This is a genomic window from Fictibacillus fluitans (genome assembly GCF_030418125.1).
GTDB lineage: Bacteria > Bacillota > Bacilli > Bacillales > Fictibacillaceae > Fictibacillus_C > Fictibacillus_C fluitans.
In genome coordinates, this window is sequence record NZ_JAUHTR010000025.1 from 1 (window position 1) to 26,771 (window position 26,771).

Genomic DNA, 26,771 nt, shown 5'->3' on the forward strand with positions numbered 1-26,771 from the left:
CTTATAGGATTTCAGGCTCTTTCCATTTACATTAGTTAAAAATGATTTGCGGGGTAAAAATCATTTCAGAAACTTCTTCCACAGCAAAAACCTCTTGATGGCGTTCCTCTCCGGAAGGCGTCCACGTTTCAGTGAGCTGAAGTCTTCCATCGGGCAATGTTTGGGGAACTGCGGTACATGTACCGCCCCTGATTTCATGGTCCTGATTGATGTGGCTGTATGTCATTTGTATGTTTCCGTTCTCATCTGCCACTCCTACCATATTTCCTTTCAGTATATCGCCGCCGGAATAGGTGGCACTGACAATCGATCCCTCTTGTTTATATGAAAAATAGGTTTTTGATGAAACCTCTCCCTTTTTTGCTTGACGGATGGTTACAAATTGCCGGTTATTGTAATCAATCATTTAACGCGTCCTCCCTTTAAAGTTTTAAAGATAATGATAACAGAAGTATTAACTAATTAAAACAGAAAATTCAGTTTTTTATTATTTTTTTGAAGGAATTCTTGTTGGCTTGATGAATAAGTTCATGCTGTCCTTAATGGTAATACTTGTTTATAATAGATAAAGTGAACATGAGACTTTAAAAAGGCGGATGATAGAATGATAGGGAGAAAGAGGTTCGGAATCCGGGGCAAGATCTTTATCGGATATCTGGTCATTATTCTGTGTCTGGTCGTTTCAATAATCGCAGTGAACAACCAAGTTTCCTCCATGCAGAAAGAGCGGAATTATATTATTAACCACGATATTGAAGTGCACGGGCTAACGAACGAAATTGAAAAGCAGGTCCTCGATATGGAAAACGGACAGCGAGGCTTTATCCTTACAGATGATGAAAGCTTTCTGGAACCGTATAACCAGGCTGCGGACGATTGGAAGAATAATTACAACAAATTGTATGATTTAATTTCTGATAACCCGTCACAGCAAAAAAGGCTGCAGGATATCCGCGATGACATCAATCAATGGATTCAATATACGGCTGAGCCATCCATACAGATGAAGAGAGAAGGCCAGGACAGTGATGTGCTTTCTTTTTTCAGAAAAGATACCGCCCGTACCAAGGGAGTAGAGGACATCCGCAACCAGTTTGATACGTTCAGGACAACAGAAAAAGGATATACCAAAGAAAGAGCGGACAAGCTTGATCACCAAAATGATGTATTGAAGACAAGCCTGTTTGTACTGTTGTTCTTAGTAGTCCTGATATCTTCTGCGATTGCTGTGTTTGTGTCCGGTTCCATTGTGAAGACCGTAAAAGCGGTTGTACGATCCATAGCTGCCATGTCATCGAACGGCGATGTCAGCCAGCGGATCCATGTGAAAAGCAGGGATGAAATCAGAGACTTGGCGGAAGCGACAAACAACCTTCTTTCTGTTGTTGAAAGCAGGGAATGGCTGCAGTCAAGCACCAATGAGGTAGTAGAGCGCTATCAGGGAACCTCGACCATTAAAGTTCTGGGGGACAAGTTTATTACAGGGATCGCCCACTTTACGGAGGCATCCACAGGGGCCATTTATATACGTGAAGGAGAAGGCAATAAGGCTTCTTATATTAAAAAAGGCGTTTACGCAGCTCCGATGAATTCGGCTGGCCGGGAATCTTTTAAACAAGGAGAGGGTCTCATTGGCCAGTGTGCCGCTGAACAGCGTGTAATGGTCGTTGAAGATCTTCCGGATGATTACCAGATGATCGGTACCGGACTTGGTGAGGTACACCCAAGAAGTTTATTGATGGCACCGGTAATGTTTGAGAATGAAGTTATCGCCGTCCTGGAGCTTGCTTCTCTCGGAACATTTACACAAGAACATGTCGAGCTTGTGGAAAATACTACGAAAACATTTGGACAGACCATTGACAGTGTGATTCGCCGAATGGAGGTTGTGCGCCTCTTGAAGGAATCCCAGGCCATGACCGAAGAGCTTCAGGCACAATCTGAGGAGCTCCAGACGCAATCCGAGGAGCTGCAAATGCAGTCGGAAGAATTGCGCATGATTAATGAACAGCTGGAACAGCGTTCTATTGAGGCAGAAGGAAAATCAGCCGAACTACAGCAGGCAAAAGTGGAACTCGAAGAAAAAGCAAAACAGCTTGCCTTAAGTTCGCGTTATAAATCTGAATTTCTGGCCAACATGTCCCATGAGCTGCGCACGCCGCTCAACAGTATTTTAATTCTGTCCGAAATGCTTGCCGAGAATTCCGCGAAGGGACTTTCCTCTGAGGATGAGGAGTTTGCCCGGGTCATTCATTCATCCGGACAGGACTTGCTGAATTTGATTAATGATATTTTGGATTTATCCAAGGTCGAGGCAGGCAAGCTGGAAATGCATTTCAGTGAAGTCAACATGAGTGAATTGCCTTCACAGCTTGAACGTAATTTTGGTCATATGGCCGATAAAAAAGGGCTAACCTTTGAGGTGAAAAAGGATATCGATGTTCCTGATATTTTTTATACCGATGAAAAACGGTTCCAGCAAATTATCAAAAACCTTCTTTCCAATGCTTTCAAGTTTACAGAGAAAGGCCGTGTGTCTCTTCATATAGCGAAAGACAAGGCTCTTCATCCGGAAGTCGGAGCCGATCACTGGCTGAAGGTCTCGGTTAAAGATACTGGAATAGGAATTCCAAAGGATAAGCATGATCTCATTTTTGAAGCCTTCCAGCAAGGTGATGGAGCGACTGTTCGGAAATATGGAGGAACGGGTCTTGGCCTCTCAATCTGCCTGGAATTTGTTAAATTGCTTGGCGGACAGCTGGATCTGGAAAGCGAAGAGGGAGAAGGAAGCACCTTTACACTGTACATCCCGAGCCTGCCAAATGGCTTGATGAAAAGCGAGCCATTGCTGCCGTTTAATGAGACAGAAAGCGAAGTTGCTGCCACCATTATGGATGATTCAGCAATTGAAGAAGTGAAAGAATCCGAAGATGACATTGTCCGTGGACAAGAGCTTATCTCTGTCAAAGAAAATGACAGCTCTTTTAAGGGGAAAAAGGTGTTAATTGTTGATGACGATCACCGCAACATATTTGCGTTGAAAACGGCACTTGAAAATGAGCAAATGAATGTTATCACTGCGGAAAACGGAACGGCATGCCTCGAGATGCTTGAACATGAAAATGATGTGGACATCATTTTGATGGACATCATGATGCCAGTGATGGACGGTTATGAAACGATGAGAATAATCCGGGCTGAGAAGAGCATGGCTGATATTCCAATCATTGCCCTGACCGCCAAAGCCATGAAAAGTGACCGGGAAAAATGCCTGGAAGCCGGAGCCTCTGACTACATCAGCAAGCCGCTGAAAATTGAACAGCTGTTTTCTGTCATGAGGGTCTGGATATTAAACAAGTAAGGAAGAACTCGGATGAACAATCAAGTAATGTTAAGTGAAGAGGAACTGGACATTGGAATGGTGGAACACATTGAAGTCGATTTGCTGCTTGAAGCGATCTACCGACTGTCCGGTTTTGATTTCAGAAAGTACATGAAGTCCTCCATCATCCGGCGCATCCAAAACCGGATGAGGCTGGAGCGGATCGGGACCATTACGGCCATGCAGGAAAAAATCATTCATGAAAAAGGATTCCTGGAAAAGATCCTCAACGACTTTTCCATTAATGTAACCGAAATGTTTCGTGATCCTTCATTTTTCAGATCCTTCCGCCAAAAAGTGGTTCCTGAGCTGAAGAAGCTGGAGAACATACGCATTTGGCATGCAGGCTGTGCTACGGGTGAAGAAGTTTATTCCATGGCCATCCTGCTTAAAGAAGAAGGTCTTGCGGATAAAACAACGATATATGCTACCGATATGAATGAAAATGTATTGCAAAAAGCAAAACAGGGAACCTTTTCTCTAGTCAAAATGCAGACGTACACGAAAAACTACATGCAGGCTGGCGGAACAGAGGCATTCTCCGAGTATTATACAGCGGATGACCATTTCGCTTATTTCCATCCTTCTCTTTTGAAGAACATCAGCTTTGCACAGCATAACCTGGTTACCGACTCCTCGTTCAATGAGTTTCATGTGATTATTTGCCGGAACGTGCTGATTTATTTTACAGGGGAGTTGCAGAATCAAGTCCAGGATTTATTCTATGAAAGCCTGTGTACTGGCGGGTTTCTTGGTCTCGGCGACAAAGAATCCCTTCGTTTTTCAGAAAAGACCACACACTACCTGGAGTTTGACTGCACAGAAAAAATATATCAAAAACGATAAAAGACGGGCCGCCGGCCCGTCTTTTTCTGTTGTTATTCAGCTGTTTATAAGATGGAAGTCACTTTGCTGGCCTGTGCCTGAATCATCAGGATACACATATCATCCTGCTGATTGCCCAGTTCTTCTTCCGGGATGACCATATGGATGGGAGACGTAATCGTCTGGTTCCACTTTTGCGAAGCGATGTACTGAAGTTTCTCCAAAAGCAGATTTTCATCTTTGTTCGCTTCAACCACTCCGTCTGTAAAAAGAAGGAGCTGGATGTCGTTCTCAAAGTGAATCGTAGATTTTGTCACCTGCATCTGATCAAAAAAGCCAACCGCACAGCTGCCTCTCTCCAGCATGCAAAGTTCGGAATCATCGACTAAAACAAAGCCTGGAGGGTGGCCGGCATTCACATATTCCACTGTTTTGCTTTCTGTATCGATCACAAGGTATATACAGGTGAAATAATAATTGTAAAAGTTTTTTTGGTTATACAGCAGTGCCATATACCGGTTCAGCTCTTTAATCACGAGTTCCGGATCTTCAAGCATCTTGATCGCATCTCTCATGACAGAGGAGATGTACATGCAAACGAGGGAGGAAGACAGTCCATGACCCATCATATCCAGAAGAATGACACCGTATCGGTGATCATTGAAACGATGCCAGTAGTACATATCCCCTGCAAGCTTAAAAGATGGCAGATGGGATACATTGATTTGGATGTTCTCCTGAAGAAGTGGGGGATTTAATAGGCTCCGCTGCACTTGCATGGCCAGATCCAGTTCATCCCTGATTTTTTTCTCCTGCTCCATGTGCCAATCTTTTTCATATTTTAGCCGGAGGGCGACACGAATTCGGGCGAGCAGCTCGACTTTATTGATAGGTTTGGTTATGTAATCCATTCCCCCCACATCCAGGGCCTCAGCCAGTTTATTGGCGTCCTCCAGAGCGGTAATAAAGATAATGGGAATATCCTTTAGGCGTTCTGATTCCTGAATGCGCCGGCAGGCCTCGATACCGTCTGTTTCCGGCATCATGATATCGAGAAGAATCAAATCGACGTCGGGCTTAGGGGCCTGGGGCTTGTCGATCTGCAGATAGTCAAACAGCTGGCCAGCTGATGAGAGGGACACCGTATTTTCATATCCGGCACCTTTTAATATTTTATCAATAACAAATAAATTCACAGAATTATCATCTACCATAAGAATGGTCATGGACGGTTTTCTCCTTTAAATAAACTTCACGGTCATATTCTATTATTATACTAAAAATGTGAAAGAAAGGTATCAATTACCCCTTTTACATGCAAAAACCGTGAGAGAACGATGATAGACTGATAAAATGATAGTAATGGCAGTATTGTAAGGAGGAACTGAAATGGCACAGCATTCGTTTCACTTAAAAGCAAACTGGCCCGGCCTTCGCAATGATGTAGGAGAAATCGAGGCGGGCAATTTAAAAACAAAGATATCCATTCCACCGGAAATGGATGGCCCCGGTATAGGAACCAATCCGGATGAGATGCTTCTTGGGGCGGCGGCAACTTGTTATATTATTACACTCGCTGCCATGATGCAACGAAGCAAGCTTGAAAAAGTGAGCTTGACCATGGAATCAGAAGGAATCGTTGATGTAACAAAAGGGGTTATCACCTATAAGAAGATTATTCACCGCCCCCTTATTGTTTTAAAAGAAGATGCCTCGCAAAAGGACAAGGAGACGGCCAAGCTTCTTGCCGAAAAAGCGGAATCGTCCTGCATGATTACGAGGGCTATCCAGGGTAACGTGGAAGTCAGCCTGGAAGCAAGGATTGTTACCGGACAAGATCAATAAACCAGCACAATTGTGCTGGTTTTATTTTTTACATACAAGCCCACTCGTGTTCGAGGATGCTGTATAGAAGTGAATCACGCCAGCCGTTCTCCATCTTCAAATCTTCCCTCATCGTTCCCTCTTTTTTCATCCCGAGCTTTTCCAATACACGTATGGAGCCTGTATTTTCAGGGTGGCATGTTGCATAGATCCGGTGAAGCTCAAGGACGGTGTATCCTAAATGGAGAAGAAGAGCGCCTGCTTCTGTGGCGTACCCCCGGCTCCAAAAATCAGGATGGATGATATAACCTATTTCCCCGATTTTATTGCTGAAGTCACGTATGTTCAATTCCGCTACACCGATTAGTTCTTCATTTTCCTCTTCTATTACCGCAAACGCGAACCGTGATCTCGGGCTTTGTTTCGTATCCCTTATCGCCTGGCTCACAAACTTTAGTGTTTCTTCTTCAGAATTGGGCCCCCACGGCTGATAACGGCAGGAGATGTCGAGGCAAGCGTAGGAATGTATAAATCTCCAGTCGGTTTGCCTTAATTCTCGCAAGCGGGTTCTTTGTTGAATTGCCATGATTGGTGATCCTCCACTATTAAAAATTCTGTACTTAGATAATAGTTCTGCATAAAAAGTTGGTTTCCTGTTTCTTGAACGTCTTGAGAGCAGGAAGATGTCCGCTCTTATCGAATCCATAAAAGGCAGCTATTAATCGAAAAAGGGTGATATAAGGATGGAAAATTATTCACTGAAAATCATGAATTACCATCAATGGGCCAATCATAAATGGTTTGAACACTTAAAGAAGCTTCCGGAAGACATGATCACTCAAAACATCAACAGTGTTTTTCCAACCCTGAAGGATACACTTGTTCATATGCTGAAAACGGATTTTATCTGGCTTTTGACCATAACTGGCAAGGAATATACAGAAACCATAGACAGGTTGAATGAATTTAATGAAAAAATACAGAACATGTCACTGGCAGGACTGGAAAAACAGTTTGATGAGATCACAGGACAATATTTAAACTTTCTGAACGGAATTGAAGATCCGCAACAGACCCTCACCATTTCTCATCCGAAATTTGGTGAGGCCAAGGCTCCGCTGCAGGACCTTATTGGCCATGTCGTTAATCATGGCACTTATCACCGCGGGAACCTGACGGCCATGCTCAGGCAGATGGGTGAGTCAGGGGCAGCGACCGATTATATTTTTTATTTGTATGAAGAACAGTCGTTATTCGCTCCAAAACATTGACAGGTTTAACCGATCATTTCTATTCTTTTAGTGATAGTGCTATAATAAAAAAAAGAGTACAGATGTTCGAAGTTTTCGTTTCCCGGGAGTGAACCATGAAGTTAATTATTGCTGAAAAACCATCACAGGCCCAGGCACTTGCAGGGCCTTTTTCTAAAGTGAAAAAACAAAAAGGCTATTATGAGATTCCTCCTCAGGATCCCTTTCCTGACGGAGCTTATTTAACATGGTGTGTGGGCCATCTTCTGGAACTTGTGCCGCCTAAGGAGTATAAACCGGAATGGGAAAAGTGGAAGCTCGACACATTGCCCATGATGCCTGAGCGGTTCCGCTACAAAGTATCCCCCTCCAAATGGGACCAGTTTCAAATCATAAAAAAGCTGGCGTTTGATCCGAAAGTTACAGGCATTATTGGAGCAACAGATGCAGGGCGTGAAGGGGAACTCATTTACAAATCGCTTCTGATGAACATGAACTGCAAAAAGCCGGTCATGCGTCTGTGGATCTCTTCCTTGACAAAGAAAGCCGTTCTTGATGGCTTCCATCATTTAAAAAGCGGACAGGAAACGCTGCCTGTCTTTTTTGAAGCCTATTCCAGAGCATGTGCAGACTGGCTGGTAGGATTAAACACTACAAGAGCGTATACGCTGCTCATGCAGAAAAAAGGAATAAGAGAGACCTTTCCAACGGGAAGAGTAATGACTCCCACCGTTGCTTTGGTGGTGAAACGCGAAGCGGAAATTGAAAATTTTAAACCGGAGCCTTTCTTTGAAGTCATTGGGGAGTTTGATGTGAACGGCAAGCAGTACAGCGGAAAATGGCAGGAAAAAGAGAACAGCCGCCTCAAGAACAGGGAAGAAGCGGAGGCGATCCTGGAACGGACCAGGAATCAGCACTGTGCGGTCGCCGATATCAAAAAGGACAGAAAAGAATATCACCCGCCCATGCTGTATAACCTGTCTGCTTTACAGGCAAAAGCCAATCAAATCTACAAATACTCGCCAGATAAAACGCTGAATATCACAAGCGAACTGTACCTGAAAAAGATGGTCAGCTATCCCCGTTCGGACAGCCCGTATATAACGGAGGAAGAGGCAAAAACGCTGCCAGGCATTTTACAAAAGCTTGGCCAGCATGAAAACTATAAGCATTTGCTGCCGGCGCCTAAACGTTCCTTAATGGGAAATCCGCGCTTTGTGAATGCGGCCAAAGTTTCAGATCACTATGCTATCATCCCCACTGAAAATGTGGCAAATCCGGAAAAGCTAAGCCGAGATGAGCGGAATATTTATGACCTGATTGTCAGGAGTGTAATCGCCGCTCATTATGATAAGGCCATTATGGATACAACCACCATTGTAACGAAAGTCAATAACCGCGATGAGTTTGTATCTAAGGGGAAAGTGATCATACAGGAGGGCTGGCGCAAGGTCCTGTTTGAAAAGAACACCAAAAAAGAAGACACTAAAGACGATGAAGAGAACGTTGTACTGCCGGATGTTCAACCCGGAGAAAATGGTAACGTAGAAAAGGTATCCATAAGGGAAGGAAAGACACAGGCTCCGAAACGGTATACCCTTGGAAGCCTGGTCACCTTAATGAAAACCGCAGGAAAGACGATTGAAGATGAAGAGCTCAGCAAGGTGCTGAACCAGGTCCAGGGACTGGGAACAGAGGCCACAAGAAGCAGTATCATCAAAAAAATAGAAGAACTGGACTATATTCATGTTCAAAAAAACCAAGTGTTTGCGACTGAAAAGGCGAAAGCGTTAATTATGGCAATCGGCGAGGATTCGATTTTGACCTCCGCTGAGACAACAGCTCTCTGGGAGCAGCGCCTGCACGAAATTGGCAAGGGACGTGCGGACGCCAGACAGTTTATGGAAATGACGAAAAGGATGACAGAGAAAGTGATTCAGGATGCCATTGCAGCATCCGGAAGCTGGAAGGTGGAACCTCTGCCCGAATCCAGGACGGCAAAAACGGCAAATGAGCCTGTGGGCAAATGCCCGTTTTGCGGAAAAGATATCATCCATATTGCTATTAAACGTAATGATTTTTACGGCTGCAGCGGCTATAAAGAAGGATGCAAATTTACGATTTCGGGAAGAATTGCCAGGAAAAAGCTGTCACCCGCGCAGGTGAAGAGTCTTCTGAATAAGGGTGAAACCACCAAGCTGAAGGGGTTCAAAAGCAAGCAGGGCAAACCCTTTGCTGCTGCTCTTGCCCTGAACAAAGAAACAGGAAAAATCGAGTTTAAAATGTAGGGTGAAGAGTGTTCACTTCGGGACTGTCTTTCCGCGGATATGGTATCCTAAAGTCAGAAGGACAGACGAAACCAAACCCCAAAGGAGACAGGGCCATGAATCAAAAACAACTGGCAGGCGAAAAAGCAGCCGATTACATCGAAGACGGGATGACGGTCGGACTTGGCACAGGCTCCACCGTGTTTTATACCATACAAAAAGTTGGAGAGGCTGTGGAAAACGGCCTTCGGATAAAAGGTGTATCAACGTCAGCTTCTACGACCAAGCTGGCTGAATCACTTGGCATCCCGCTAGTCTCCATAGACGAAGTGGATCAGATCGATTTGACCATTGATGGTGCCGATGAAGTCGATCCGAAGCTTAATGGCATTAAAGGAGGAGGCGGGGCACTTTTGTTTGAAAAGGTGGTCGCGAATGCCTCATCAAAAGTAATCTGGGTGGTGGATCCTGCAAAGAAAGTAGAATCATTGGGCAAATTTCCACTGCCTGTGGAAGTGATACCATTTGGAGCACAGCGATTATTTCGATATTTTGAAAAACAGGGTCTTTCCCCGGTGATTCGGAATAAAGAAAACGCTCCTTATGTGACAGACAGTGGACATTATATTATCGATCTCCACTTGGAGAAAATTCGTGAGCCGGAACAGCTGGCAGCATGGCTGGACAGTCTGACGGGTGTTGTAGAGCACGGCCTGTTTTTGAATGGTGCCGATCTCATTGTGGTCGGAGAGGCTGACGGTCCGGAAATCATCGAAAAATATTAAAACGCTTAAAATATTTCTTGTATCAAACTGGAATATGCTGTATATTCTAATTTAATAAAACTGAACGGTTAAAAAGCATTGAAAGGAACATGAGTCATTCTGAACGGTTGCACAGAGAGGAAGGGTGCTGAGAACTTCCCAACGCAGCGGAACGACTTACCATCCCTGAGCTGTTTGGGTGAACACAGTAGCTCATACCGCAGACGCTGCGTTAAAGCCAAGGAGCCATCAATTAGCCATGCCTTTTTGATGGGAATCTGGGTGGAACCACGGGTAAAAACGCACTCGTCCCTTTTTTATGGGATGAGTGCGTTTTTTCTTTTAATCATCCTCTAAATGAAAATAGTGGAGAACAGGACAATATCCATTGCCAACCGGTCATACAGAGAAGGAAGGAAAGCTGAGAACTTCCTGACAAAGGGGCCTGGATTACCACCTGGGAGCTGAATGAGTAAAACTAAGATTGACTAGCTTATTCCGCAGATGCTGCGTTAAAGCAAATGGAGCTGCCATTGACCAATATGGCAGGAACCAGGGTGGAACCACGGGTAAAAGCACGCTCGTCCCTAGAATAGGGATGGGTGTGCTTTTTGTTATCTAAAAACAGATTGGAGCGGAGAAAAATGAAAGAAAACGAAATCAGCCTTCAGTTTCCCGATGGTTCCCGGCACAGCTATCCAAGTGGTGTATCTATTCAAGAAATTGCATCCTCCATCAGTCCTGGCTTAAGCAAAAAAGCAGCTGCCGGAAAGGTAAATGGACGGCTAGCGGATCTCAGCACATCTCTTGAAGAAGAAGCGAAAATCGAAATTATCAGCCTGCAATCCCCTGAAGGCGAAGAGGTATTAAGACATAGCGCAGCCCACGTACTTGCACAGGCCATTCAACGGATCTACGGAGAGGTGAAGTTTGGGGTCGGGCCTGCCATTGAGAATGGGTTTTATTATGATTTTGATTTGCCATTCTCTATCTCAAAAGAAAATCTTTCCGCTATAGAAGCTGAAATGAAAAAAATTATTGATGAAGATTTACGGATTGAACGCATCACGGTATCAAGAGACGAAGCCGCCTGCTACTGGCAGGATAAGCAGGATGAGCTTAAACTTGAATTGCTGCGTGATATTCCTGAAGGTGAGTTGATCACTTTTTATAAACAAGGAGAATTCCAGGACTTGTGCTGGGGGCCACACCTTCCTTCAACAGGGCGGATTAAGGCATTCAAATTAACTTCAGTTTCTGGTGCCTACTGGAGGGGAGACTCCAATAACCGGATGCTACAGCGGATTTACGGTGTCGCCTTTTCTTCTAAAAAGGAACTGGAAGAGCATCTGAAATTATTGGAAGAATCCGCTAAAAGGAATCACAGGAAGCTAGGTAAAGAACTGGAGTTGTTTATGTTTTCAGAGGAAGCTCCAGGGATGCCGTTTTTCTTGCCGAAAGGACAGGTGATTCGAAAGGAATTAGAACGCTTTTTACAGCAATTCCAGGACATAGGCGGATTTGAAGAAGTCAGGACTCCGCTGATGATGAACCAGAGGCTGTGGGAGAAGTCGGGCCACTGGGGGCATTATAAGGATAATATGTACTTCACGAACGTGGATGAAGCCAGCTTTGCGCTTAAACCCATGAACTGTCCCGGACATATGCTCATTTTCAAAAATAAGCGGCGTTCCTATCGGGACCTTCCGCTCAGATTGGCAGAGTTTGGACAGGTGCATCGACATGAATTCAGCGGTGCATTGAATGGACTTTTGAGGGTAAGAACGTTTTGCCAGGATGACGCTCACATTTTTGTAACACCCGGGCAAATTGAAGAGGAATTAGCATCTGTTTTACAAGTGGTCAGTAAGGTCTACAGCACATTTGGCTTTTCTTTTGAGGTCGAGCTTTCCACACGTCCGGAGGATTTTATGGGAGATGAAAAACTCTGGGATCAAGCTGAAAGTTCTCTGGCCAGGGTATTACAAAAGTCAGGTTTCTCTTACCGGATCAATAAAGGAGATGGCGCCTTTTACGGACCGAAAATTGATTTTCATATCCGTGACGCCATCAACAGAAGCCATCAATGCGCAACGGTTCAGCTTGATTTTCAAATGCCGGAAAAGTTTGACCTTCACTATATGGATGAGCATAATGAAAAGCAGCGTCCGGTAGTTATTCACCGGGCGGTTCTTGGCTCCATTGACCGTTTTTTGGGTATACTAATCGAACATTATGCCGGGGCGTTTCCAGTATGGCTTTCTCCGGTGCAGGTGAAAATTATTCCCGTGTCGCTTGAAGCCCATTCGGATGAAGCAATAGAAATCCTGAAACATTTGAAAAAATCGGGAATCAGAGCCGAAGCCGACCTCAGGGAGGAAAAACTGGGATATAAAATTCGTGAGGCACAAATGCTGAAAACTCCATACACACTTGTAATTGGTGATGAAGAGGTTAAAAACAAAGGAGTCAGCGTAAGGAGGTATAGTGAAAAGGCATCAGTTTTTATGAAACCAGATGATTTTTTAAATATAATAAAGGTGGAAATTGAGAATAAAAAATGATGGAAAAGAGAGAGTTTCTCATGTGAATGAGAACGTCTCTCTTTTTTTATTCATAGCTATTAGTACAAAAGCACTATTAATTATTCTTAGATAAGGGGGGAATCTGTTTCTGAACCAAGGGCTTCATAAAGGGATTAATCCCAGCTCTGCAAGGAATTTAAGCATATTTGGCAGCTAGATAACCATGCTGTTGAAAGGAGAAAAGATAATTGATAATGGTTCTCAAGTATGATTGACGATGAGAATAGTTTTCATTTAGAGTAGAGGCTGTAAATGTTAATGAAAATCATTATCAATTAAAGGGAGTTTTGATATAGATGGCCACCCAACAAATAACAAAGAATGAATTTCTTTTAAAACAACAGGAGCACAGAGAATCCAATGCCCGGTCGTATCCGCGCAGAATTCCTATAGCAATTGAGGAAGCCGAGGGTATTTTTGTAAAAGATGTGGATGGAAAAACCTATTATGACTGTCTGGCCGGTGCCGGAACGCTTGCGCTCGGACATAATCATCCTGTGGTGATTGAGGCGATACAGCAGGTGATCAAGGATAAGCGTCCTCTGCATACGCTTGACCTTACCACTCCGGTCAAGGAAGAATTTGTAACCGAGCTGTTCGACTGCCTTCCGGCGGAATTTGCGCAAAATGCCAAGATCCAATTTTGCGGACCGACAGGCGGAGATGCCATTGAGGCTGCCATTAAATTAACAAAAACCGCAACAGGAAGGCAGAGCATTCTATCTTTTCAGGGTGGTTATCACGGGTCGACACATGGCACGATGGCACTCAGCGGAAACCTTGGGCCGAAGGAGAAAGTAAGGGGCCTGATGCCTGACGTTCACTTTTTGCCCTATCCATATACCTACCGGGACCCGTTCGGAATTGGCGGAGAAGATGCCCACCGCATCAGTTCACAATACATAGAGAATCTTCTCGATGATCCGGAAAGCGGTATCTTGGCACCGGCAGCCATGATCCTTGAAGTCGTTCAGGGCGAGGGCGGCAGCATTCCGGCTCCGGTCGAATGGCTTCAAGAGATGAGGAGAATTACGAAAGAACGCGGCATACCTCTGATCATTGATGAAGTCCAGACAGGGATCGGAAGGACAGGGGAATTCTTTGCTTTCGAACATGCCGGAATTGTACCGGATGTACTTGTGCTGTCAAAAGCGATCGGGGGAAGCCTGCCGCTCTCGGTCGTAATTTATGATAAGCAGCTCGATCAATGGTCACCGGGAGCGCATATTGGGACGTTCAGAGGCAATCAAATGGCAATGGCAGCGGGTACAGCTACCCTTAGTTTCGTCAAAAAACAGAACTTGTCTGCCCATGCGAAAAGGATGGGAGCGCTTTTGAGTGAAAGGCTTGGGCAAATTCAGTCGTCTTATCCGCAAATTGGAGACGTAAGAGGGAGAGGATTGATGATTGGTGCTGAAATCGTCAACTCTGAGGGACAGAAAGGGAAGAACGGAAGCCTTCCTGCCGCTCCAGCGCTCGCGAGTGCGATCCAGCGGGAATGCTTTAACCGCGGGCTAATTCTTGAAGTCGGCGGCCGCCATGGCAGTGTGATTCGTTTTCTGCCGCCGCTCATTATTACAGAAGAACAGGTCTTGGATGTAGGCTGGATTTTTGAACAGGCCATACAGGCAGCTGTAAAGGAGGAATAGTTCACATATGACAACAGCAATTCATCCAAAAACAAAATTTGATGACTTGTTTATCAAGGAAGGATTGAACGGACAGGATGCCTACTTTCAGGCAATTGACCAGACAAAGAAGTTAATTTCGGATGTGTCAGCTCAAACGAGAGGACCGTTTTGCGGAGAAACGCCACAAATGATTCAACGAGCGGTGAAAGAGATGAAACTGGCTGCAGAAAAAGGCCAGCCGCTTGAGACGGTATTGGAGGATGTGGAGACGCTGCTCCTGCATGGCATCCAGGTGAATCACAAGGCATGTATCGGACATCTCCATTGCCCTCCGCTCATTCCGGCTCTTGCGGCTGAAATGGTGATCAGTGCGGCCAATCAATCACTGGACTCGTGGGACCAAAGTTCAAGCGCCACCTATCTTGAACAAGAGTTGATTAACTGGATTTGCAGCCGGCTCGGGCTTGGTAATACTGCGGATGGAACGTTTACGAGCGGAGGAACACAGTCGAATTACATGGGCCTGCTGCTCGCAAGGGACAGCTTTTGCCAACAGCAGTGGAACTGGAATGTGCAGAAAAAGGGCTTGCCTCCGGAAGCAAGCCGGTTACGAATCCTTTGCTCGGAAGCTGCTCATTTTACGGTAAAAAAATCTGCTTCACAGCTGGGGCTTGGTGAAGACGCAGTGATCCAGGTGAGCACGGATTGCCATCAACGTATGTCTTTAGGGGATCTGAAAGAGAAACTCCGAATCTTGAAAGCTGATAATCTGCTGCCTTTTGCACTGGTCGGTACGTGCGGAACCACTGATTTTGGAAGTATCGACCCTCTCGATCAGATGGCAGAAGCAGCGAAGGAAAACAGCTTATGGTTTCATGTGGATGCTGCCTACGGTGGAGCTCTTATGCTAAGCCATAACGATGTTCACCGGCTTAAGGGAATAGAACGGGCTGATTCGATCACCGCCGATTTTCATAAACTCTTTTTTCAGCCGATCAGCTGTGGTGCATTTTTGCTCAAGGACCGGAGGCATTTTCAACATATCAGCTACCATGCCGATTATCTGAATCCTGAACAGGACGATGAGGAAGGGTTGATCCACCTTGTCAATAAGTCGGTCCAGACGACCAGAAGATTTGATGCTTTAAAGCTGTTCATGTCCTTGAGAACAGTAGGATTGGAACGGTTTGGCGATATGATCGACCATACCATCCAAGTCGCCAGGGAAACGGCGCAGCTTATGCAGGAAAGTAGACTGTTTACGGTTATAAATGGAGAACCCGAACTTAATGCGGTTGTTTTCCGCTATGAACCTCCTTTTCTCAAAAACAACTGTGATGCGTTTAATAAACAGATTCACAGTGAGCTGCTTCATGGCGGCAGAGTCTTGTTGGCCAAAACCGTCTATGAAGGAGAGCTGTATCTGAAATTTACATTGCTGAATCCCAGAGTAACCATGGAAGACATGAAGAAATTGATTGCCGATATCGTGGAATTGGGCGACAACATACATAGAAGGGAAGGAAAACCATCGTGAATAGCAAACAGCTTGCCGAGCAGGCGACCATACAAAGCTTTCTGAACTGTTACTTGCGTGAGACGGGAAATTCAAATGAAAAGAAAGCGGGCATGATCCGGGTTATCACGCTGGAGAATCAAAACATTGAGGTCTTAATCCCAGTAAAGTATTGGTCCCCGACAGGAAGGCACCTCTTTTCGTTTCCCGTCATGTACCAAAGTAAAGGAGGAGGAAAACCTGTTCCGGCGGACTATCTGAGCCTGGTTTCACTGCTTGCAAAGGAGCTTTTGCTTAAGCAGGGCAGGGAAGATGCCGAAGACGAGCTTGTTCTGCGTGTCATCCTGAGCTGCAAGAACATGAAGGAGACGATCGAACAGCGGCTGGATGATGCAGGGAAACTAACGGAAGAACAGTTTACATTTATTGAAGCCGAGCAATCTCTTCTTCTGGGCCATCTGCTGCATCCGACTCCCAAAAGCAAACAAGGCATGCTTCCGGGAGAGGAATTGATCTTCTCACCTGAATTCAAGGGAGAATTTCCGCTGCATTATTTTAAGGTCCATCATTCACTCATTCTTCAGGATTCCACATTGAACCAGCCGGCGGTGGAAATTGTAAGACGCATGCTTCTGGATGATCCAGCTGTGCCCCGGGAATTTGCGGTGAATCATTGCATGGATGAGGACTTCTATCTCGTACCGGCGCATCCGCTTCAGGCGAGGGAGCTGGTGAAACAGCCCGCTGTCCAGAAGCTGATTGAGGAAGGCCAAATGGTTGATATCGGCTGTACCGGCAGCCCGTTTACACCTACATCTTCCCTCAGGACGGTGTACCGTAAAACCTCCCGATTCATGTTTAAGTTTTCCGTACCCATTAAGATTACCAACTCGCTCAGAGCCAATAAACCGAAAGAACTTCATCGGGGAGTTGAAATTTCCCGCCTTCTGCAAACTGAACTGGGGAAAGAGCTTAAAAATCGCTATCCTGGTTTTACAATTGTTGAAGACCCGGGCTATCTTTCAGTTGGGACAGAAGAAGAGGAATCAGGATTTGAGATCGTCATCCGGGAAAATCCTTTTTACGAAAATGATCGAAATGCCAGCCTGATTGCGGGACTATGCCAGGATGTACCATACAGCGGGAAAAACCGGCTGTTCTCCATCATTCAATCGATCGCACAAAAAGAAAACCGAACGACGGACGATGTCAGCAGGGATTGGTTTCAATCGTACTTATCACTTTCTCTCGAACCAATGCTATGGCTGTATAAACAATACGGATTAGCGCTGGAGGCTCATCAGCAAAATTCCATCGTCCGGCTTTCAGACGACGGATATCCCGCTGAATTTTATTACAGAGACAATCAGGGCTACTATTATGCTGAGTCCAAGGCACACCGATTGAAGCAGCTTCTTCCGGATTTGAACGGCAAGAGTGAAACAATTTGTTCGGATGCCACGGCCGAGGAAAGATTTCGATACTATCTCATTTTTAATCATCTCTTAGGATTAATTAATGGATTTGGAACGGCAGGGCTTGCGGATGAAACTGTGTTGCTTGATCTTCTGAGGAAAGCTCTTGCCAGGCACGAAGAGGACGATTCCGGTTCTCTGGTGCAGAGCCTGCTGAATGAGCCTGTCCTTCCGTGTAAAGCCAACCTTCTGACAAGACTGCACGACAAGGATGAGCTTGTCGGATCACTGGAGGAGCAATCGGTATATGTAAATGTAACCAATCCAATTGCACAAAGGGCAGAGGTCGCACATGGTGAATGAATTTGAAACATATGATGATGGGATTGAAAGCCGAATCTCCTTCCGGGAGGTCAATTTCAAAAAAGATGCCGAACTCCTCTATAAGTGGATGAACGAAGAGCATGTCATACCATTCTGGAAGCTCAACGGTCCGAGAAATAACTACTATAGACATTTGGAAAAAGCCCTGGCGGATTCCCATCAAACACTGTATATCGGATGCATCAACGATAAGCCGATGAGCTACTGGGAAGCGTACTGGGTAAAAGGGGATGTGGTAGAGAACGTCTATCCATCTGCCCCCTTTGATCAGGGCATCCATCTTTTGATCGGAGAGAAGGACGATTTAGGCAAAGGATATTCATTACCCTTGCTGAAGGCGATGGTGAGGCATCAGTTTGAAGAGCCGGGTACAGAGAAAGTGATTGCGGAACCTGATATCCGCAATGAAAAAATGATACATGTGTTTGAAAAATGCGGTTTTCGCGCGATCCAGCCAATTGAGCTGCCGGATAAAACTGCACTGTTAATGTTTTGCAGAAAAGATGAATTTTACAGGAGGTGGGGCTGCAGTGACAAGGAAAGAGCACAGACACATCTATGACGCGGTTGGAATTGGAATCGGACCGTTTAATTTAGGAATGGCAGCACTGGCTGAAGGCACAGGGATTGATTGCCTGTTTTTTGAACAAAAAAGCGAATTCAACTGGCACGAAGGAATGCTGATTGAAGGGACAACCCTTCAGGTGCCGTTTTTGGCAGATCTGGTCACGATGGCCGACCCGGCAAGTCCATTCAGCTTTCTTTCGTATTTGCAGGAGCAAGGCCGCTTATACCACTTTTATTTTCTTGAAAAGTTTCATATTCCGAGAAATGAGTACAACCATTACTGCCAATGGGCTGCCAAAAAGCTTACGTCCTGCCAATTCGGCATGAAAGTCGAGGAAGTATTGCCCTTTGGATCGGAGGACGGTTTTCTCTATAAAGTATACGTGCGGGATGAAAAGACTGATCAAGTGACATCGGTATATGCTCGCAACCTGGTCATGGGGATCGGCACAAAGCCTTATCTGCCCCCACATGCAGAAACGGTTTCAGGCAGCTCTGTCTTTCATTCATCACAGTACTTAAAAAGAAAAGAGGACATGCTTGGTGTCCTTTCCATAACCGTAGTGGGGTCCGGACAGAGCGCGGCCGAAATTTTTCTTGATATTGCCCGCAATATGGACGATGGGACGTGTCTTAACTGGCTGACCCGTTCAAAGGGATTCTTTCCAATGGAATATTCGAAGCTGGGACTTGAATACTTTTCACCGGACTACATTGATTTTTTTCATGCACTTCCTCAGGAGAAAAGGGATGCGCTTCTGGCTCATCAGGATCTGCTGTATAAAGGCATCAGCGCAGAAACCATTGGGGAGATATATGACCTGCTTTACGAAAAAACAGCAGCCGGGAAAGATACCTCTTTCCATCTTCAGCCTATGGTCGAGGTCACTGGAATCGATCAGTCCGATTCTGCTCATGTGCTGCATTGCCGGCAATGGCTGACGGAAGAATCTTTTAAAAAGGAATCGGACGTGGTTATTTTGGCTACGGGATACAAAACGGCAATTCCGTCTTTTCTAAGTGGACTGGAAGAATATATTGATCTGGATGACCAGGGAAGATTTGAGATCGAGCGGGATTACCGTCTGAAAACCCATTTGTATACTAAGAATGAGATTTTTATTCAAAATGGAGAAATGCATACACACGGAGTAGGAGCACCTGACCTCGGACTTGGTGCCTACCGAAATGCAGTGATCTTGAATGCCATTGCAGAAAAGCAACTTTACCCGGTTGAAAAGAAAAATATATTTCAACAGTTTATGAGTGAAACAATGCAAGAAGCTAAAACAATTAATCAAACCGGCAGAGGGGGACAAACGCATGTTTTTTCTTAAGGAGCTAAAGCAAAACCTGAATCATGAGAACTGGGTGCAAGCCAACCAAAAGCTGCTCGCCAAGATGATCGCAGAATTTATGTATGAGGATATGATTTACCCTGAACAGGCCGAGGCGAATACCTATCTGCTAACAATCGGCGGGCGGGTCCAATACCGTTTTCAAGCGGAATCTCGTTTGTTCAACAGTTATTCCGTAGATTATCAAACAATCGAAAAATACGGCCATAACAGCTGGGAACCGGCTGAAAGCGCGGTGCAGTTGATCCTGGATATTCAGGAAACCATCGGGATGTCAGCCGAAACAGCCGGTCACTTGATCAAAGAGTTGAACGCTACACTGCTTGCTGATGTGAACCTTATGGCCAACCATACCAAAAGTGCAGATGAACTAACTGAACTGGGATATGAAGAACTGGAAGGGGAAATGGCAGGGCATCCATGGATTACCTACAACAAAGGCAGAATTGGCTTCGGGTATGATGATTATTTGAAATTTGCTCCGGAAAGCCAGCAGATGGTACAGCTGTCGTGGATCGCTGTGAAAAAGGAGAAGGCTTCCTTCCAATCGGTTGCAGGCACAAATTATGAATACCTGCTGAGATCTGAGCTTGACCAAGAGACACTTCATGCGTTTCAGGAGCGTCTTGAGGCTGAAGGCTGTGACCACCGTCAGTATTACTTTATGCCGGTCCATGAATGGCAATGGAAAAACGTGATCATCCAGAATTTTGGACCGGAACTGGCTGCAAAGATTATTGTTCCTTTGGGAGATGGCCCGGACCATTACCTTCCGCAGCAATCCATCCGAACGTTCGTTAACACATCAAAAAAAACGAAGCATCATGTCAAGCTTCCGATGAGTATTCTGAACACGCTCGTGTATCGCGGATTGCCGGCTGAACGAACAGTGATCGCTCCCAGGATTACTGAATTTATTAAAGGCATAGCCGATCAGGACCGTTTCCTGAGAGAAGTGTGCCGGGTAATCCTTCCAGGGGAGAATGCCAGCATCAATGTAGACCAAAGCCATTTTTCAGAATTAAAGGGAGCACCTTATCAATACCTTGAAATGCTGGGTGTGATTTGGAGGGAAAGCATTCACACGTATACGGAGGAAGGAGAGCGCCCGATTACGCTTGCGGCACTGGCGCACGCGGATGCTTCGGGCAAGCCTTTTGTTCAAAGCCTTATGGAGAAATCGGGATTGTCGCCGGAGAAATGGATCAGTCAATTGTTTCATGTGGTGATGCCGCCGCTGCTTCATTACTTGTATCAGTATGGTACCGTTTTTTCTCCGCATGGACAGAATACGATTCTTGTATTGAAGGATTACAAGCCTCACCGCCTTGCGATCAAGGATTTCGTCGATGATGTCAACATTAGCGACCAGCCGTTTGCAGAGCTGGAATCACTCGGGCATGAGCTGAAAGCGGTATTGCGCAGCGAACCGCCGGAAGGGCTGACCCAATTTATTTTTACAGGACTGTTTATTTGCCATCTTCGTTATTTGTCTGATCTGCTAATGAAGAACGGCCTTTTGAAGGAAACCGTGTTTTGGCGCCTCCTTGCCGAAGAGATTTATGCTTATCAGGATAAATTTCCTCATCTGCAAGAACGGTTTGAACTGTTTGATTTCTTCCAGCCCAAGCTCACAAAGCTCTGCCTCAACCGGAACAGGATGGTGGATTACGGGTATGGAGACGGAGAGGACAGGCCGCATGCTTCTGAATTCGGAAAAGTCAGCAACGCTTTACATCTGTTTGCCAGGGAGGGAATTTCCTCGTAATATCAGAAAAGCCGGTGATCCTTTATTGGATCACCGGCTTTTTCTATTCAAGCGTTTTAATAATTTCATAGAAAGCGGCTGCAGGGTGGTAGTCTGTTTTGGGTGCAGTAGATTTCGTATCGCTGTATTTCTGGTTTTCTCTGTTGAGCAGCTTGTACCAGCCGCCATGTTCATGATCGATAAAGTTCTCGGAAGCATAGGACAGCACGGTTCCATACCATTTTTTAAATTCCGACTGTCCGGTGCGGCGGGCAAAAAGAGCAGAGGCGGCCACGGCTTCGGCTGTAACCCAATAATTTTTATCATGGTCAATTGGCTTATGGTTTGGATCAAGAGAGTAAAAGAAACCTCCATACTGCGAATCCCACCCTCTTTTCATCCCTTCACGATACAGCTCAAGCGCCCTGGGGATCATCCAATCCTGCGGACGGAAGCGTTCCATCAGAAGCAGCAGCTTGCTCCACTCGATGGAGTGGCCCGGGATAAAACCATATGGCCGCATTTCGTCCTTTGTATTTCCTTTGTTATAGCTCCAATCAATTCGCCAGTTCTCATCATAATGCTCCCAGATCATGCCTCCCGATTGCGCCGCGAGTCCCAGTGTAACATTGCGTGCCAGAAGAATGGCTCTGTCGAGATATTTTGGCTGTCTGGTTGCTTCATAAGCAGTGATCAGTGCCTCGCACATGTGCATGTTACCATTTTGTCCCCGGTAAGGAGAAAGGTATCCCCAATTTTCAGAGTAATGGTCCTTGTACAGGCCATGGACGGGATCCCAAAAATGTCTTTCAATTTCATCGAAAATATCAACTGCCCATTCTCTTGCCTCTTCAATGCCGGCTTTATATGCCATATTGGCGGCCAGAAATGCAAAAGCATGGCCATACAAATACTTTTCCTTGTTTATAGGAGCCTGCCCCTGCAGTTCCAGATAAAAACCGCCGTGTTTCCGGTCCAGGTGATGGCTGCAGAGAAAATCCAAGCCCTCCAGAGCCGCTTCCTTGCACCAGTCTGGTCCCACCAGCAAAGCCCCCGTACTAAAAAGATAGATGAATCGGGAAGTGCCAACCAAATGCTTTCCTTTTTCGTCCAATACGGTCCCATCGTCTTTATATGTATGTAAATAACCTCCGTTTTGGTGATCCAGGCAACTTGGATAATAAAAGTTCAAAATGTTCATCACCTGTCCGGTAAGCCATTCTTTATCCCAGCCTTTTCCAGTGTATGTGTCCTTCATTACCATTCCCTCCCGCTCTTTTGTTACATGAATCGCTTTTCCCGGAATTGGAAAAAGACAAACAAAAATGGGTTTGACATTATCTTCCGTCTCAGTGTATTGTGATACTAGTACACTAGTTCATTGTAACAATTTTGAATGGAGGTCTGCTAAAGTGAATCCTTGGTGGGGTCAATTAGCGAAAGAATATCGTTTGGGAAGAGGAGGGGCCATTGGAGCTCTGATTGCTCTTTTCTTGTATCTTGGAATTGGAGTTTATACTTCTTGGAGAATGGGCAATCCGGAAACATTTCTTGCATTTTGTGCGTTTGCCCTGATGATGCATGTCCTTTATATGGCAGGTTATATGTGTGTGAGTTTAATCCGTGAACAGCGGACGCTTCATCTTTGGCTGCAGACACCGCTGCCGGCTTATAAGCTTTTGCTTGCAAAATTATTGAACGGATGGGGTGCACTTGCGTTTTCGCTTTTCATCATAAGTGCAATTACGCTGATTTCAGGGACCATGATTGTTAATCTATTTGAACTGAACCCGGAACTCACGTGGCCGGATGTGATTTCCACAGGTGTTTTCATCGAAATTCATATCATTCTGATTGCGCTCTATATTGGCATCGGATTAACGTTTCTATGGGCAATCTACCTCGTTGTCTCCAAATCCCTTGGAAAGGTGAGCGGTAATGTCATCGGTATCGTCCTTTTCTTCTTCCTTCCATGGCTGATGTCCAAATGGGAGAGTACAGGACTGTTTGATGCATTGTTTGTCTGGGGAAGGATCGATCTCAATTTCAGTGACGTCGCGTATGTAGCCTTTAAGCATGTATATATCGGTTATTATTTTTATCATTTTCTTCTGGCACTTTTACTCCTATTCACAGCAAGCTGGTTGATTGAACGTAAAGTAGAGGTGTAACAAATGGCTGAAGATTTTAATGCATCAAAACCTATATATTTACAGCTGGCAGACCGGATTAACCGCCAGATTCTCAGAAAGGAACTGGAAACCGGACAAAAACTACCTTCAGTACGGGAAATGGCGATTCAATCGGGTGTAAACCCCAATACGGTTCAGCGGACGTACAGTGAATTGGAAAGGATGGGCAGTGTGGAATCCAAAAGAGGGCAGGGGACGTTTGTGACAGAGGATCAATATGTGCTTAATGAGCTTCGGCAGCGTTTAAAGAAAGAGCAAATCTCTTCTTTTTTTGAAGACATGAAAGAGATGGGCTTTACTGAAGATGAGATGGTTTCCGGGTTGAAGGAGTACATTTCCGGTGAGGAGCGGGGTGGAACAAATGATTGAATTTAATCAAGTGACTAAAAAGTACAGAAGCCAGGCAGCATTGAATGACTTTTCTCTTACGCTGCCTCACGGGAAAATCATTGGACTGGTCGGAGAAAACGGAAGCGGAAAATCGACCGTTCTAAAACTCATTTCAGGGCTGATTTCTCCAACCAAAGGCAGTGTAACCGTAGACGGCGAACCGGCAACCCGGAAGATCAGCAGCAGGGTTTCGTATTTGTCGGAACTGGATGCTTACTATACCTTTTATACCGTTGGGGAAACCGTCGATTATTATAAGTCTCTATACAGCGATTTTAATCAGAGCAAAGCAGAAGAAATTCTTGACTACATGAAGCTCGACCGCAGTAAAAAAGTGAAAGATTTATCAAAGGGTAACCGCGGCCGCTTAAAGATTGCGGTGACACTGGCACGCGAAGTTCCTGTCATCTTAATGGATGAACCGCTGTCCGGGCTGGATCCCATGGTGCGGGACTCCATTGTAAAAGGGCTGCTTTCCTTTATGGATTATGAAAAGCAGACACTCATTATAACAACCCATGAAATTAAAGAAATTGAACCGATTCTCGACATGGTGGTCCTCATTAAAGACGGGACACTTTTAAAAGTGGAAGAAGTTGAAGAATTGAGGATCGAACAAAATGTTTCCATCGTCGAATGGATGAAGCAGGTATATCAGGATGGAGGGATGGGTAAATGAGCCAGAAACCGCTGGTTGAATTAAAGGATGTTAAAAAGAGGATTGGAAAAAAAGATATTATTCACGGTCTGACGTTTGATATTTATGGCGGAGAAGTGTTTGGGTTCCTGGGGCCAAACGGCGCAGGCAAAACAACAACGATCAGGATGATGGTAGGATTGATGTCCTTAAGTGGGGGACAAATTCTGATTAAAGGAAAAAATATTGAAAGTCACTATAAACAGGCTATTTCTGAAGTTGGAGCCATTGTGGAAAATCCGGAAATGTACAAATTTTTGACAGGCTATCAGAACCTGATCCACTACAGACGCATGGTTAAGGGAGTGAGTAAGGGAAGAATCGCAGAAGTAATCGAGCTCGTTGGACTGACAAACAGAATCCATGAAAAAGTAAAAACCTACTCCCTTGGAATGAGGCAGAGGCTCGGTCTGGCACAGGCTTTGCTTCATTCTCCATCCGTTCTTATCCTGGATGAACCGACTAATGGCTTGGATCCGGCCGGTATCCGGGAAATCCGTTATTATCTCCGGCAGCTGGCTGAAAAAGAAGGGATCGCTGTGATTGTATCAAGCCATTTGCTCTCTGAAATGGAGCTGATGTGTGACCGGATCGCGATTATTCAAAACGGAAAGCTGATCGGTGTACAAAGCACAAAAGAGTTCGTTGAAAGCGGAACGGAAAGAAAGGTTCGTTTTCTTGTGGATGATCCCGCAGCTGCACGCCATGCTGTCAGCCATCATGTGAAAGCGGAACGGATCACACTCGGAAATGAATACCTGGAAGCAGAGATGGAGCGGGAGATGATTCCTGAGGTTACCGCAACGCTGGTTGTTGAAGGCGTAAAGGTGTATGGCATCTCATCAGAAACGAAAACATTGGAAGACAAATTCCTGGAAGTGACGGGAGGAAAAGAAATTGTCTAATTTTATTGGCTTGATTCAAAATGAAAATATGAAAATTTACAGACGCATGGGAAATCTAATCATGATCCTTCTTCTCATCGGGTTTATTGGGCTGACCGGGATCCTGACCAAAACAGACAAAACAAAGCCTGTGAGCGATAACTGGAAACAGGAGCTGAAGGCAGAGAATGCTGCCATGCAAAAGACCATTAAAAAAGAACCAATGATGAAAAGTCATTATGAACGGAGTATCGCGTTAAATGAATACAGAATCACTCATGATATAAAGCCTGTAGACGCAAAAAGCCAATGGTCTTTTGTCGGGGAGAGCCCGGATGCCATCCAGTTTATTTTGATTTTTACTATCATTGTGGCGGGAGGCATGGTCGCCAGTGAATTTTCGTGGGGAACGATTAAGCTTCTCTTAATCCGGCCGGTCAGCAGAACCACTATCCTCGCTTCCAAATATCTATCGACCATGCTTTATGCTCTTCTCTTGATAATCATCACGTTTGTGTTTGCCTGGCTGTGGGGGGGCGTGCTGTTCGGATTTGATTTCAGCCCGGGAACTCATCTAAGTTATGCGAACGGAAAGGTGGTTGAGGAAAACATAGTATGGCATATGTGGAAAGAATATGGATTTGCGAGCATTTTGCTTTTAATGATGGCTACGTTTGCTTTCATGATGTCCACCATCTTCCGAAACAGTTCACTTGCCATCGGATTCTCCATTTTTTTATCAATGTCTGGAACCGTTGCGGTCCAGCTTTTGTCCAAGTACGATTGGGTGAAGTATATCCTTTTTGCCAACGTGGATTTAAAGCAGTATTTTGATGGAACGCCTCTGATTAAAGGAATGACCTTGAACTTCTCCTTGTCAGTGCTTGCCGTATATTTTGTACTGTTCACGGCACTTTCCTGGCTGGTATTCAAAAAAAGAGATGTGGCCGCGTAAATTAATGGATGAGTTGAAGAACCAAAAACTGATCCCCTAAACAGATTGAATCATTTAAATCAACAACAGTAAAGCAGACCAGTCCGTGGGAGGACTGGTCTGCTTTTACATGTGTGAATTGATTTGTTTATACCTCAA

Annotated in this window: 22 protein-coding genes and 1 other annotated feature; of the genes, 18 read left to right on the forward strand and 4 right to left on the reverse strand. The window is 45.2% G+C overall.

Annotated features, from left to right (window positions below; translation table 11 throughout):
- Nucleotides 1-31: 31 nt before the first annotated feature.
- On the reverse strand, nucleotides 32-406 hold the full coding sequence (locus QYB97_RS23905; protein WP_301168512.1) for an avidin-fold protein: 375 nt from the start codon (nucleotides 404-406) through the stop codon (nucleotides 32-34).
- Nucleotides 407-604: 198 nt separating this feature from the next.
- Here QYB97_RS23905 and QYB97_RS23910 point away from each other — a divergent pair, with 198 nt between their 5' ends.
- Together QYB97_RS23910 and QYB97_RS23915 are read left to right on the forward strand one after the other, a co-directional pair.
- Entirely contained in the window at nucleotides 605-3,361 is a 2,757-nt protein-coding gene (locus QYB97_RS23910; RefSeq protein ID WP_301168513.1) for a CHASE3 domain-containing protein, read from the forward strand.
- Nucleotides 3,362-3,373: 12 nt separating this feature from the next.
- A complete protein-coding gene (locus tag QYB97_RS23915; protein WP_301168514.1) occupies nucleotides 3,374-4,228 on the forward strand; it encodes a CheR family methyltransferase in 855 nt (284 codons plus the stop codon).
- A gap of 44 nt (nucleotides 4,229-4,272) precedes the next feature.
- Here QYB97_RS23915 and QYB97_RS23920 read toward each other — a convergent pair whose 3' ends face one another.
- Nucleotides 4,273-5,433, reverse strand: a complete 1,161-nt coding sequence (locus QYB97_RS23920) for a fused response regulator/phosphatase (RefSeq protein WP_301168515.1) — start codon at nucleotides 5,431-5,433, stop codon at nucleotides 4,273-4,275.
- 163 nt (nucleotides 5,434-5,596) lie between these two features.
- Between QYB97_RS23920 and QYB97_RS23925 the strand changes: the two genes are divergently transcribed.
- Nucleotides 5,597-6,052, forward strand: a complete 456-nt coding sequence (locus QYB97_RS23925; protein WP_301168516.1) for an OsmC family protein — start codon at nucleotides 5,597-5,599, stop codon at nucleotides 6,050-6,052.
- A gap of 28 nt (nucleotides 6,053-6,080) precedes the next feature.
- On the opposite strand, the gene QYB97_RS23930 is transcribed toward QYB97_RS23925, so the two are convergent.
- The gene (locus QYB97_RS23930; RefSeq protein WP_301168517.1) at nucleotides 6,081-6,617 is read right to left on the reverse strand and encodes a GNAT family N-acetyltransferase; all 537 of its coding nucleotides are present in this window, start codon (nucleotides 6,615-6,617) and stop codon (nucleotides 6,081-6,083) included.
- 157 nt (nucleotides 6,618-6,774) lie between these two features.
- Between QYB97_RS23930 and QYB97_RS23935 the strand changes: the two genes are divergently transcribed.
- The 10 genes from QYB97_RS23935 to QYB97_RS23980 all read left to right on the forward strand — a co-directional run bounded on the left by QYB97_RS23935 (nucleotide 6,775) and on the right by QYB97_RS23980 (nucleotide 21,536).
- Nucleotides 6,775-7,302 (forward strand): DinB family protein, encoded by a 528-nt coding sequence (locus QYB97_RS23935; protein ID WP_301168518.1) that lies wholly within the window; start codon nucleotides 6,775-6,777, stop codon nucleotides 7,300-7,302.
- Between the two features lie 95 nt (nucleotides 7,303-7,397).
- Nucleotides 7,398-9,569 carry a type IA DNA topoisomerase gene (locus QYB97_RS23940; protein WP_301168519.1) on the forward strand — a complete coding sequence of 724 codons (2,172 nt, stop codon included), beginning with the start codon at nucleotides 7,398-7,400 and terminating at the stop codon, nucleotides 9,567-9,569.
- Between the two features lie 95 nt (nucleotides 9,570-9,664).
- Nucleotides 9,665-10,333, forward strand: coding sequence for a ribose-5-phosphate isomerase RpiA (rpiA, locus tag QYB97_RS23945; RefSeq protein WP_301168520.1), 669 nt, complete (start codon nucleotides 9,665-9,667; stop codon nucleotides 10,331-10,333).
- Between the two features lie 69 nt (nucleotides 10,334-10,402).
- Nucleotides 10,403-10,629 (forward strand) — a binding site (T-box leader).
- A gap of 327 nt (nucleotides 10,630-10,956) precedes the next feature.
- Entirely contained in the window at nucleotides 10,957-12,876 is a 1,920-nt protein-coding gene (gene thrS / locus QYB97_RS23950) for a threonine--tRNA ligase (RefSeq protein ID WP_301168521.1), read from the forward strand.
- Between the two features lie 317 nt (nucleotides 12,877-13,193).
- On the forward strand, nucleotides 13,194-14,546 hold the full coding sequence (locus tag QYB97_RS23955; RefSeq protein WP_301168522.1) for an aspartate aminotransferase family protein: 1,353 nt from the start codon (nucleotides 13,194-13,196) through the stop codon (nucleotides 14,544-14,546).
- Between the two features lie 7 nt (nucleotides 14,547-14,553).
- The gene (locus tag QYB97_RS23960; RefSeq protein WP_301168523.1) at nucleotides 14,554-16,065 is read left to right on the forward strand and encodes a pyridoxal phosphate-dependent decarboxylase family protein; all 1,512 of its coding nucleotides are present in this window, start codon (nucleotides 14,554-14,556) and stop codon (nucleotides 16,063-16,065) included.
- Nucleotides 16,059-17,822 (forward strand): IucA/IucC family protein, encoded by a 1,764-nt coding sequence (locus QYB97_RS23965; RefSeq protein WP_301168550.1) that lies wholly within the window; start codon nucleotides 16,059-16,061, stop codon nucleotides 17,820-17,822. The genes QYB97_RS23960 and QYB97_RS23965 overlap by 7 nt, the downstream gene beginning before the upstream one ends.
- A 22-nt stretch (nucleotides 17,823-17,844) precedes the next feature.
- Nucleotides 17,845-18,405 (forward strand): GNAT family N-acetyltransferase, encoded by a 561-nt coding sequence (locus QYB97_RS23970; RefSeq protein ID WP_425589842.1) that lies wholly within the window; start codon nucleotides 17,845-17,847, stop codon nucleotides 18,403-18,405.
- Entirely contained in the window at nucleotides 18,374-19,747 is a 1,374-nt protein-coding gene (locus QYB97_RS23975) for a lysine N(6)-hydroxylase/L-ornithine N(5)-oxygenase family protein (protein WP_301168525.1), read from the forward strand. The genes QYB97_RS23970 and QYB97_RS23975 overlap by 32 nt, the downstream gene beginning before the upstream one ends.
- Nucleotides 19,734-21,536, forward strand: coding sequence for an IucA/IucC family protein (locus QYB97_RS23980; RefSeq protein ID WP_301168526.1), 1,803 nt, complete (start codon nucleotides 19,734-19,736; stop codon nucleotides 21,534-21,536). Before QYB97_RS23975 ends, QYB97_RS23980 begins: the two co-directional genes overlap by 14 nt.
- Before the next feature lie 43 nt (nucleotides 21,537-21,579).
- On the opposite strand, the gene QYB97_RS23985 is transcribed toward QYB97_RS23980, so the two are convergent.
- Nucleotides 21,580-22,773 (reverse strand): AGE family epimerase/isomerase, encoded by a 1,194-nt coding sequence (locus QYB97_RS23985; protein WP_301168527.1) that lies wholly within the window; start codon nucleotides 22,771-22,773, stop codon nucleotides 21,580-21,582.
- Nucleotides 22,774-22,927: 154 nt separating this feature from the next.
- On the opposite strand from QYB97_RS23985, the gene QYB97_RS23990 reads away from it, so the two are divergent.
- From QYB97_RS23990 to QYB97_RS24010, 5 genes are read left to right on the forward strand one after another with little or no spacing between them, the layout of a single operon-like run.
- Entirely contained in the window at nucleotides 22,928-23,686 is a 759-nt protein-coding gene (locus QYB97_RS23990) for a hypothetical protein (RefSeq protein ID WP_301168528.1), read from the forward strand.
- Between the two features lie 3 nt (nucleotides 23,687-23,689).
- Nucleotides 23,690-24,076, forward strand: coding sequence for a GntR family transcriptional regulator (locus QYB97_RS23995; protein WP_301168529.1), 387 nt, complete (start codon nucleotides 23,690-23,692; stop codon nucleotides 24,074-24,076).
- Nucleotides 24,069-24,776 (forward strand): ABC transporter ATP-binding protein, encoded by a 708-nt coding sequence (locus tag QYB97_RS24000; RefSeq protein WP_301168530.1) that lies wholly within the window; start codon nucleotides 24,069-24,071, stop codon nucleotides 24,774-24,776. Before QYB97_RS23995 ends, QYB97_RS24000 begins: the two co-directional genes overlap by 8 nt.
- Nucleotides 24,773-25,699 (forward strand): ABC transporter ATP-binding protein, encoded by a 927-nt coding sequence (locus QYB97_RS24005; protein WP_301168531.1) that lies wholly within the window; start codon nucleotides 24,773-24,775, stop codon nucleotides 25,697-25,699. The genes QYB97_RS24000 and QYB97_RS24005 overlap by 4 nt, the downstream gene beginning before the upstream one ends.
- Nucleotides 25,692-26,633, forward strand: a complete 942-nt coding sequence (locus QYB97_RS24010; protein WP_301168532.1) for an ABC transporter permease — start codon at nucleotides 25,692-25,694, stop codon at nucleotides 26,631-26,633. The genes QYB97_RS24005 and QYB97_RS24010 overlap by 8 nt, the downstream gene beginning before the upstream one ends.
- The last annotated feature ends 138 nt before the right edge of the window (nucleotides 26,634-26,771 follow it).

Bases quoted from the DNA above. Each gene is read 5' to 3' on its own strand.
- QYB97_RS23930 (WP_301168517.1), bottom strand. From the start codon at position 6,617: ATGGCAATTCAACAAAGAACCCGCTTGCGAGAATTAAGGCAAACCGAC.
- QYB97_RS23985 (WP_301168527.1), bottom strand. From the start codon at position 22,773: ATGAAGGACACATACACTGGAAAAGGCTGGGATAAAGAATGGCTTACC.
- thrS (WP_301168521.1), top strand. From the start codon at position 10,957: ATGAAAGAAAACGAAATCAGCCTTCAGTTTCCCGATGGTTCCCGGCAC.
- QYB97_RS23960 (WP_301168523.1), top strand. From the start codon at position 14,554: ATGACAACAGCAATTCATCCAAAAACAAAATTTGATGACTTGTTTATC.
- QYB97_RS24005 (WP_301168531.1), top strand. From the start codon at position 24,773: ATGAGCCAGAAACCGCTGGTTGAATTAAAGGATGTTAAAAAGAGGATT.
- QYB97_RS23905 (WP_301168512.1), bottom strand. From the start codon at position 406: ATGATTGATTACAATAACCGGCAATTTGTAACCATCCGTCAAGCAAAA.
- QYB97_RS23955 (WP_301168522.1), top strand. From the start codon at position 13,194: ATGGCCACCCAACAAATAACAAAGAATGAATTTCTTTTAAAACAACAG.
- QYB97_RS23935 (WP_301168518.1), top strand. From the start codon at position 6,775: ATGGAAAATTATTCACTGAAAATCATGAATTACCATCAATGGGCCAAT.
- QYB97_RS23995 (WP_301168529.1), top strand. From the start codon at position 23,690: ATGGCTGAAGATTTTAATGCATCAAAACCTATATATTTACAGCTGGCA.
- QYB97_RS23915 (WP_301168514.1), top strand. From the start codon at position 3,374: ATGAACAATCAAGTAATGTTAAGTGAAGAGGAACTGGACATTGGAATG.
- QYB97_RS23980 (WP_301168526.1), top strand. From the start codon at position 19,734: ATGTTTTTTCTTAAGGAGCTAAAGCAAAACCTGAATCATGAGAACTGG.
- QYB97_RS24000 (WP_301168530.1), top strand. From the start codon at position 24,069: ATGATTGAATTTAATCAAGTGACTAAAAAGTACAGAAGCCAGGCAGCA.
- rpiA (WP_301168520.1), top strand. From the start codon at position 9,665: ATGAATCAAAAACAACTGGCAGGCGAAAAAGCAGCCGATTACATCGAA.
- QYB97_RS23920 (WP_301168515.1), bottom strand. From the start codon at position 5,433: ATGACCATTCTTATGGTAGATGATAATTCTGTGAATTTATTTGTTATT.
- QYB97_RS23940 (WP_301168519.1), top strand. From the start codon at position 7,398: ATGAAGTTAATTATTGCTGAAAAACCATCACAGGCCCAGGCACTTGCA.
- QYB97_RS23925 (WP_301168516.1), top strand. From the start codon at position 5,597: ATGGCACAGCATTCGTTTCACTTAAAAGCAAACTGGCCCGGCCTTCGC.
- QYB97_RS23910 (WP_301168513.1), top strand. From the start codon at position 605: ATGATAGGGAGAAAGAGGTTCGGAATCCGGGGCAAGATCTTTATCGGA.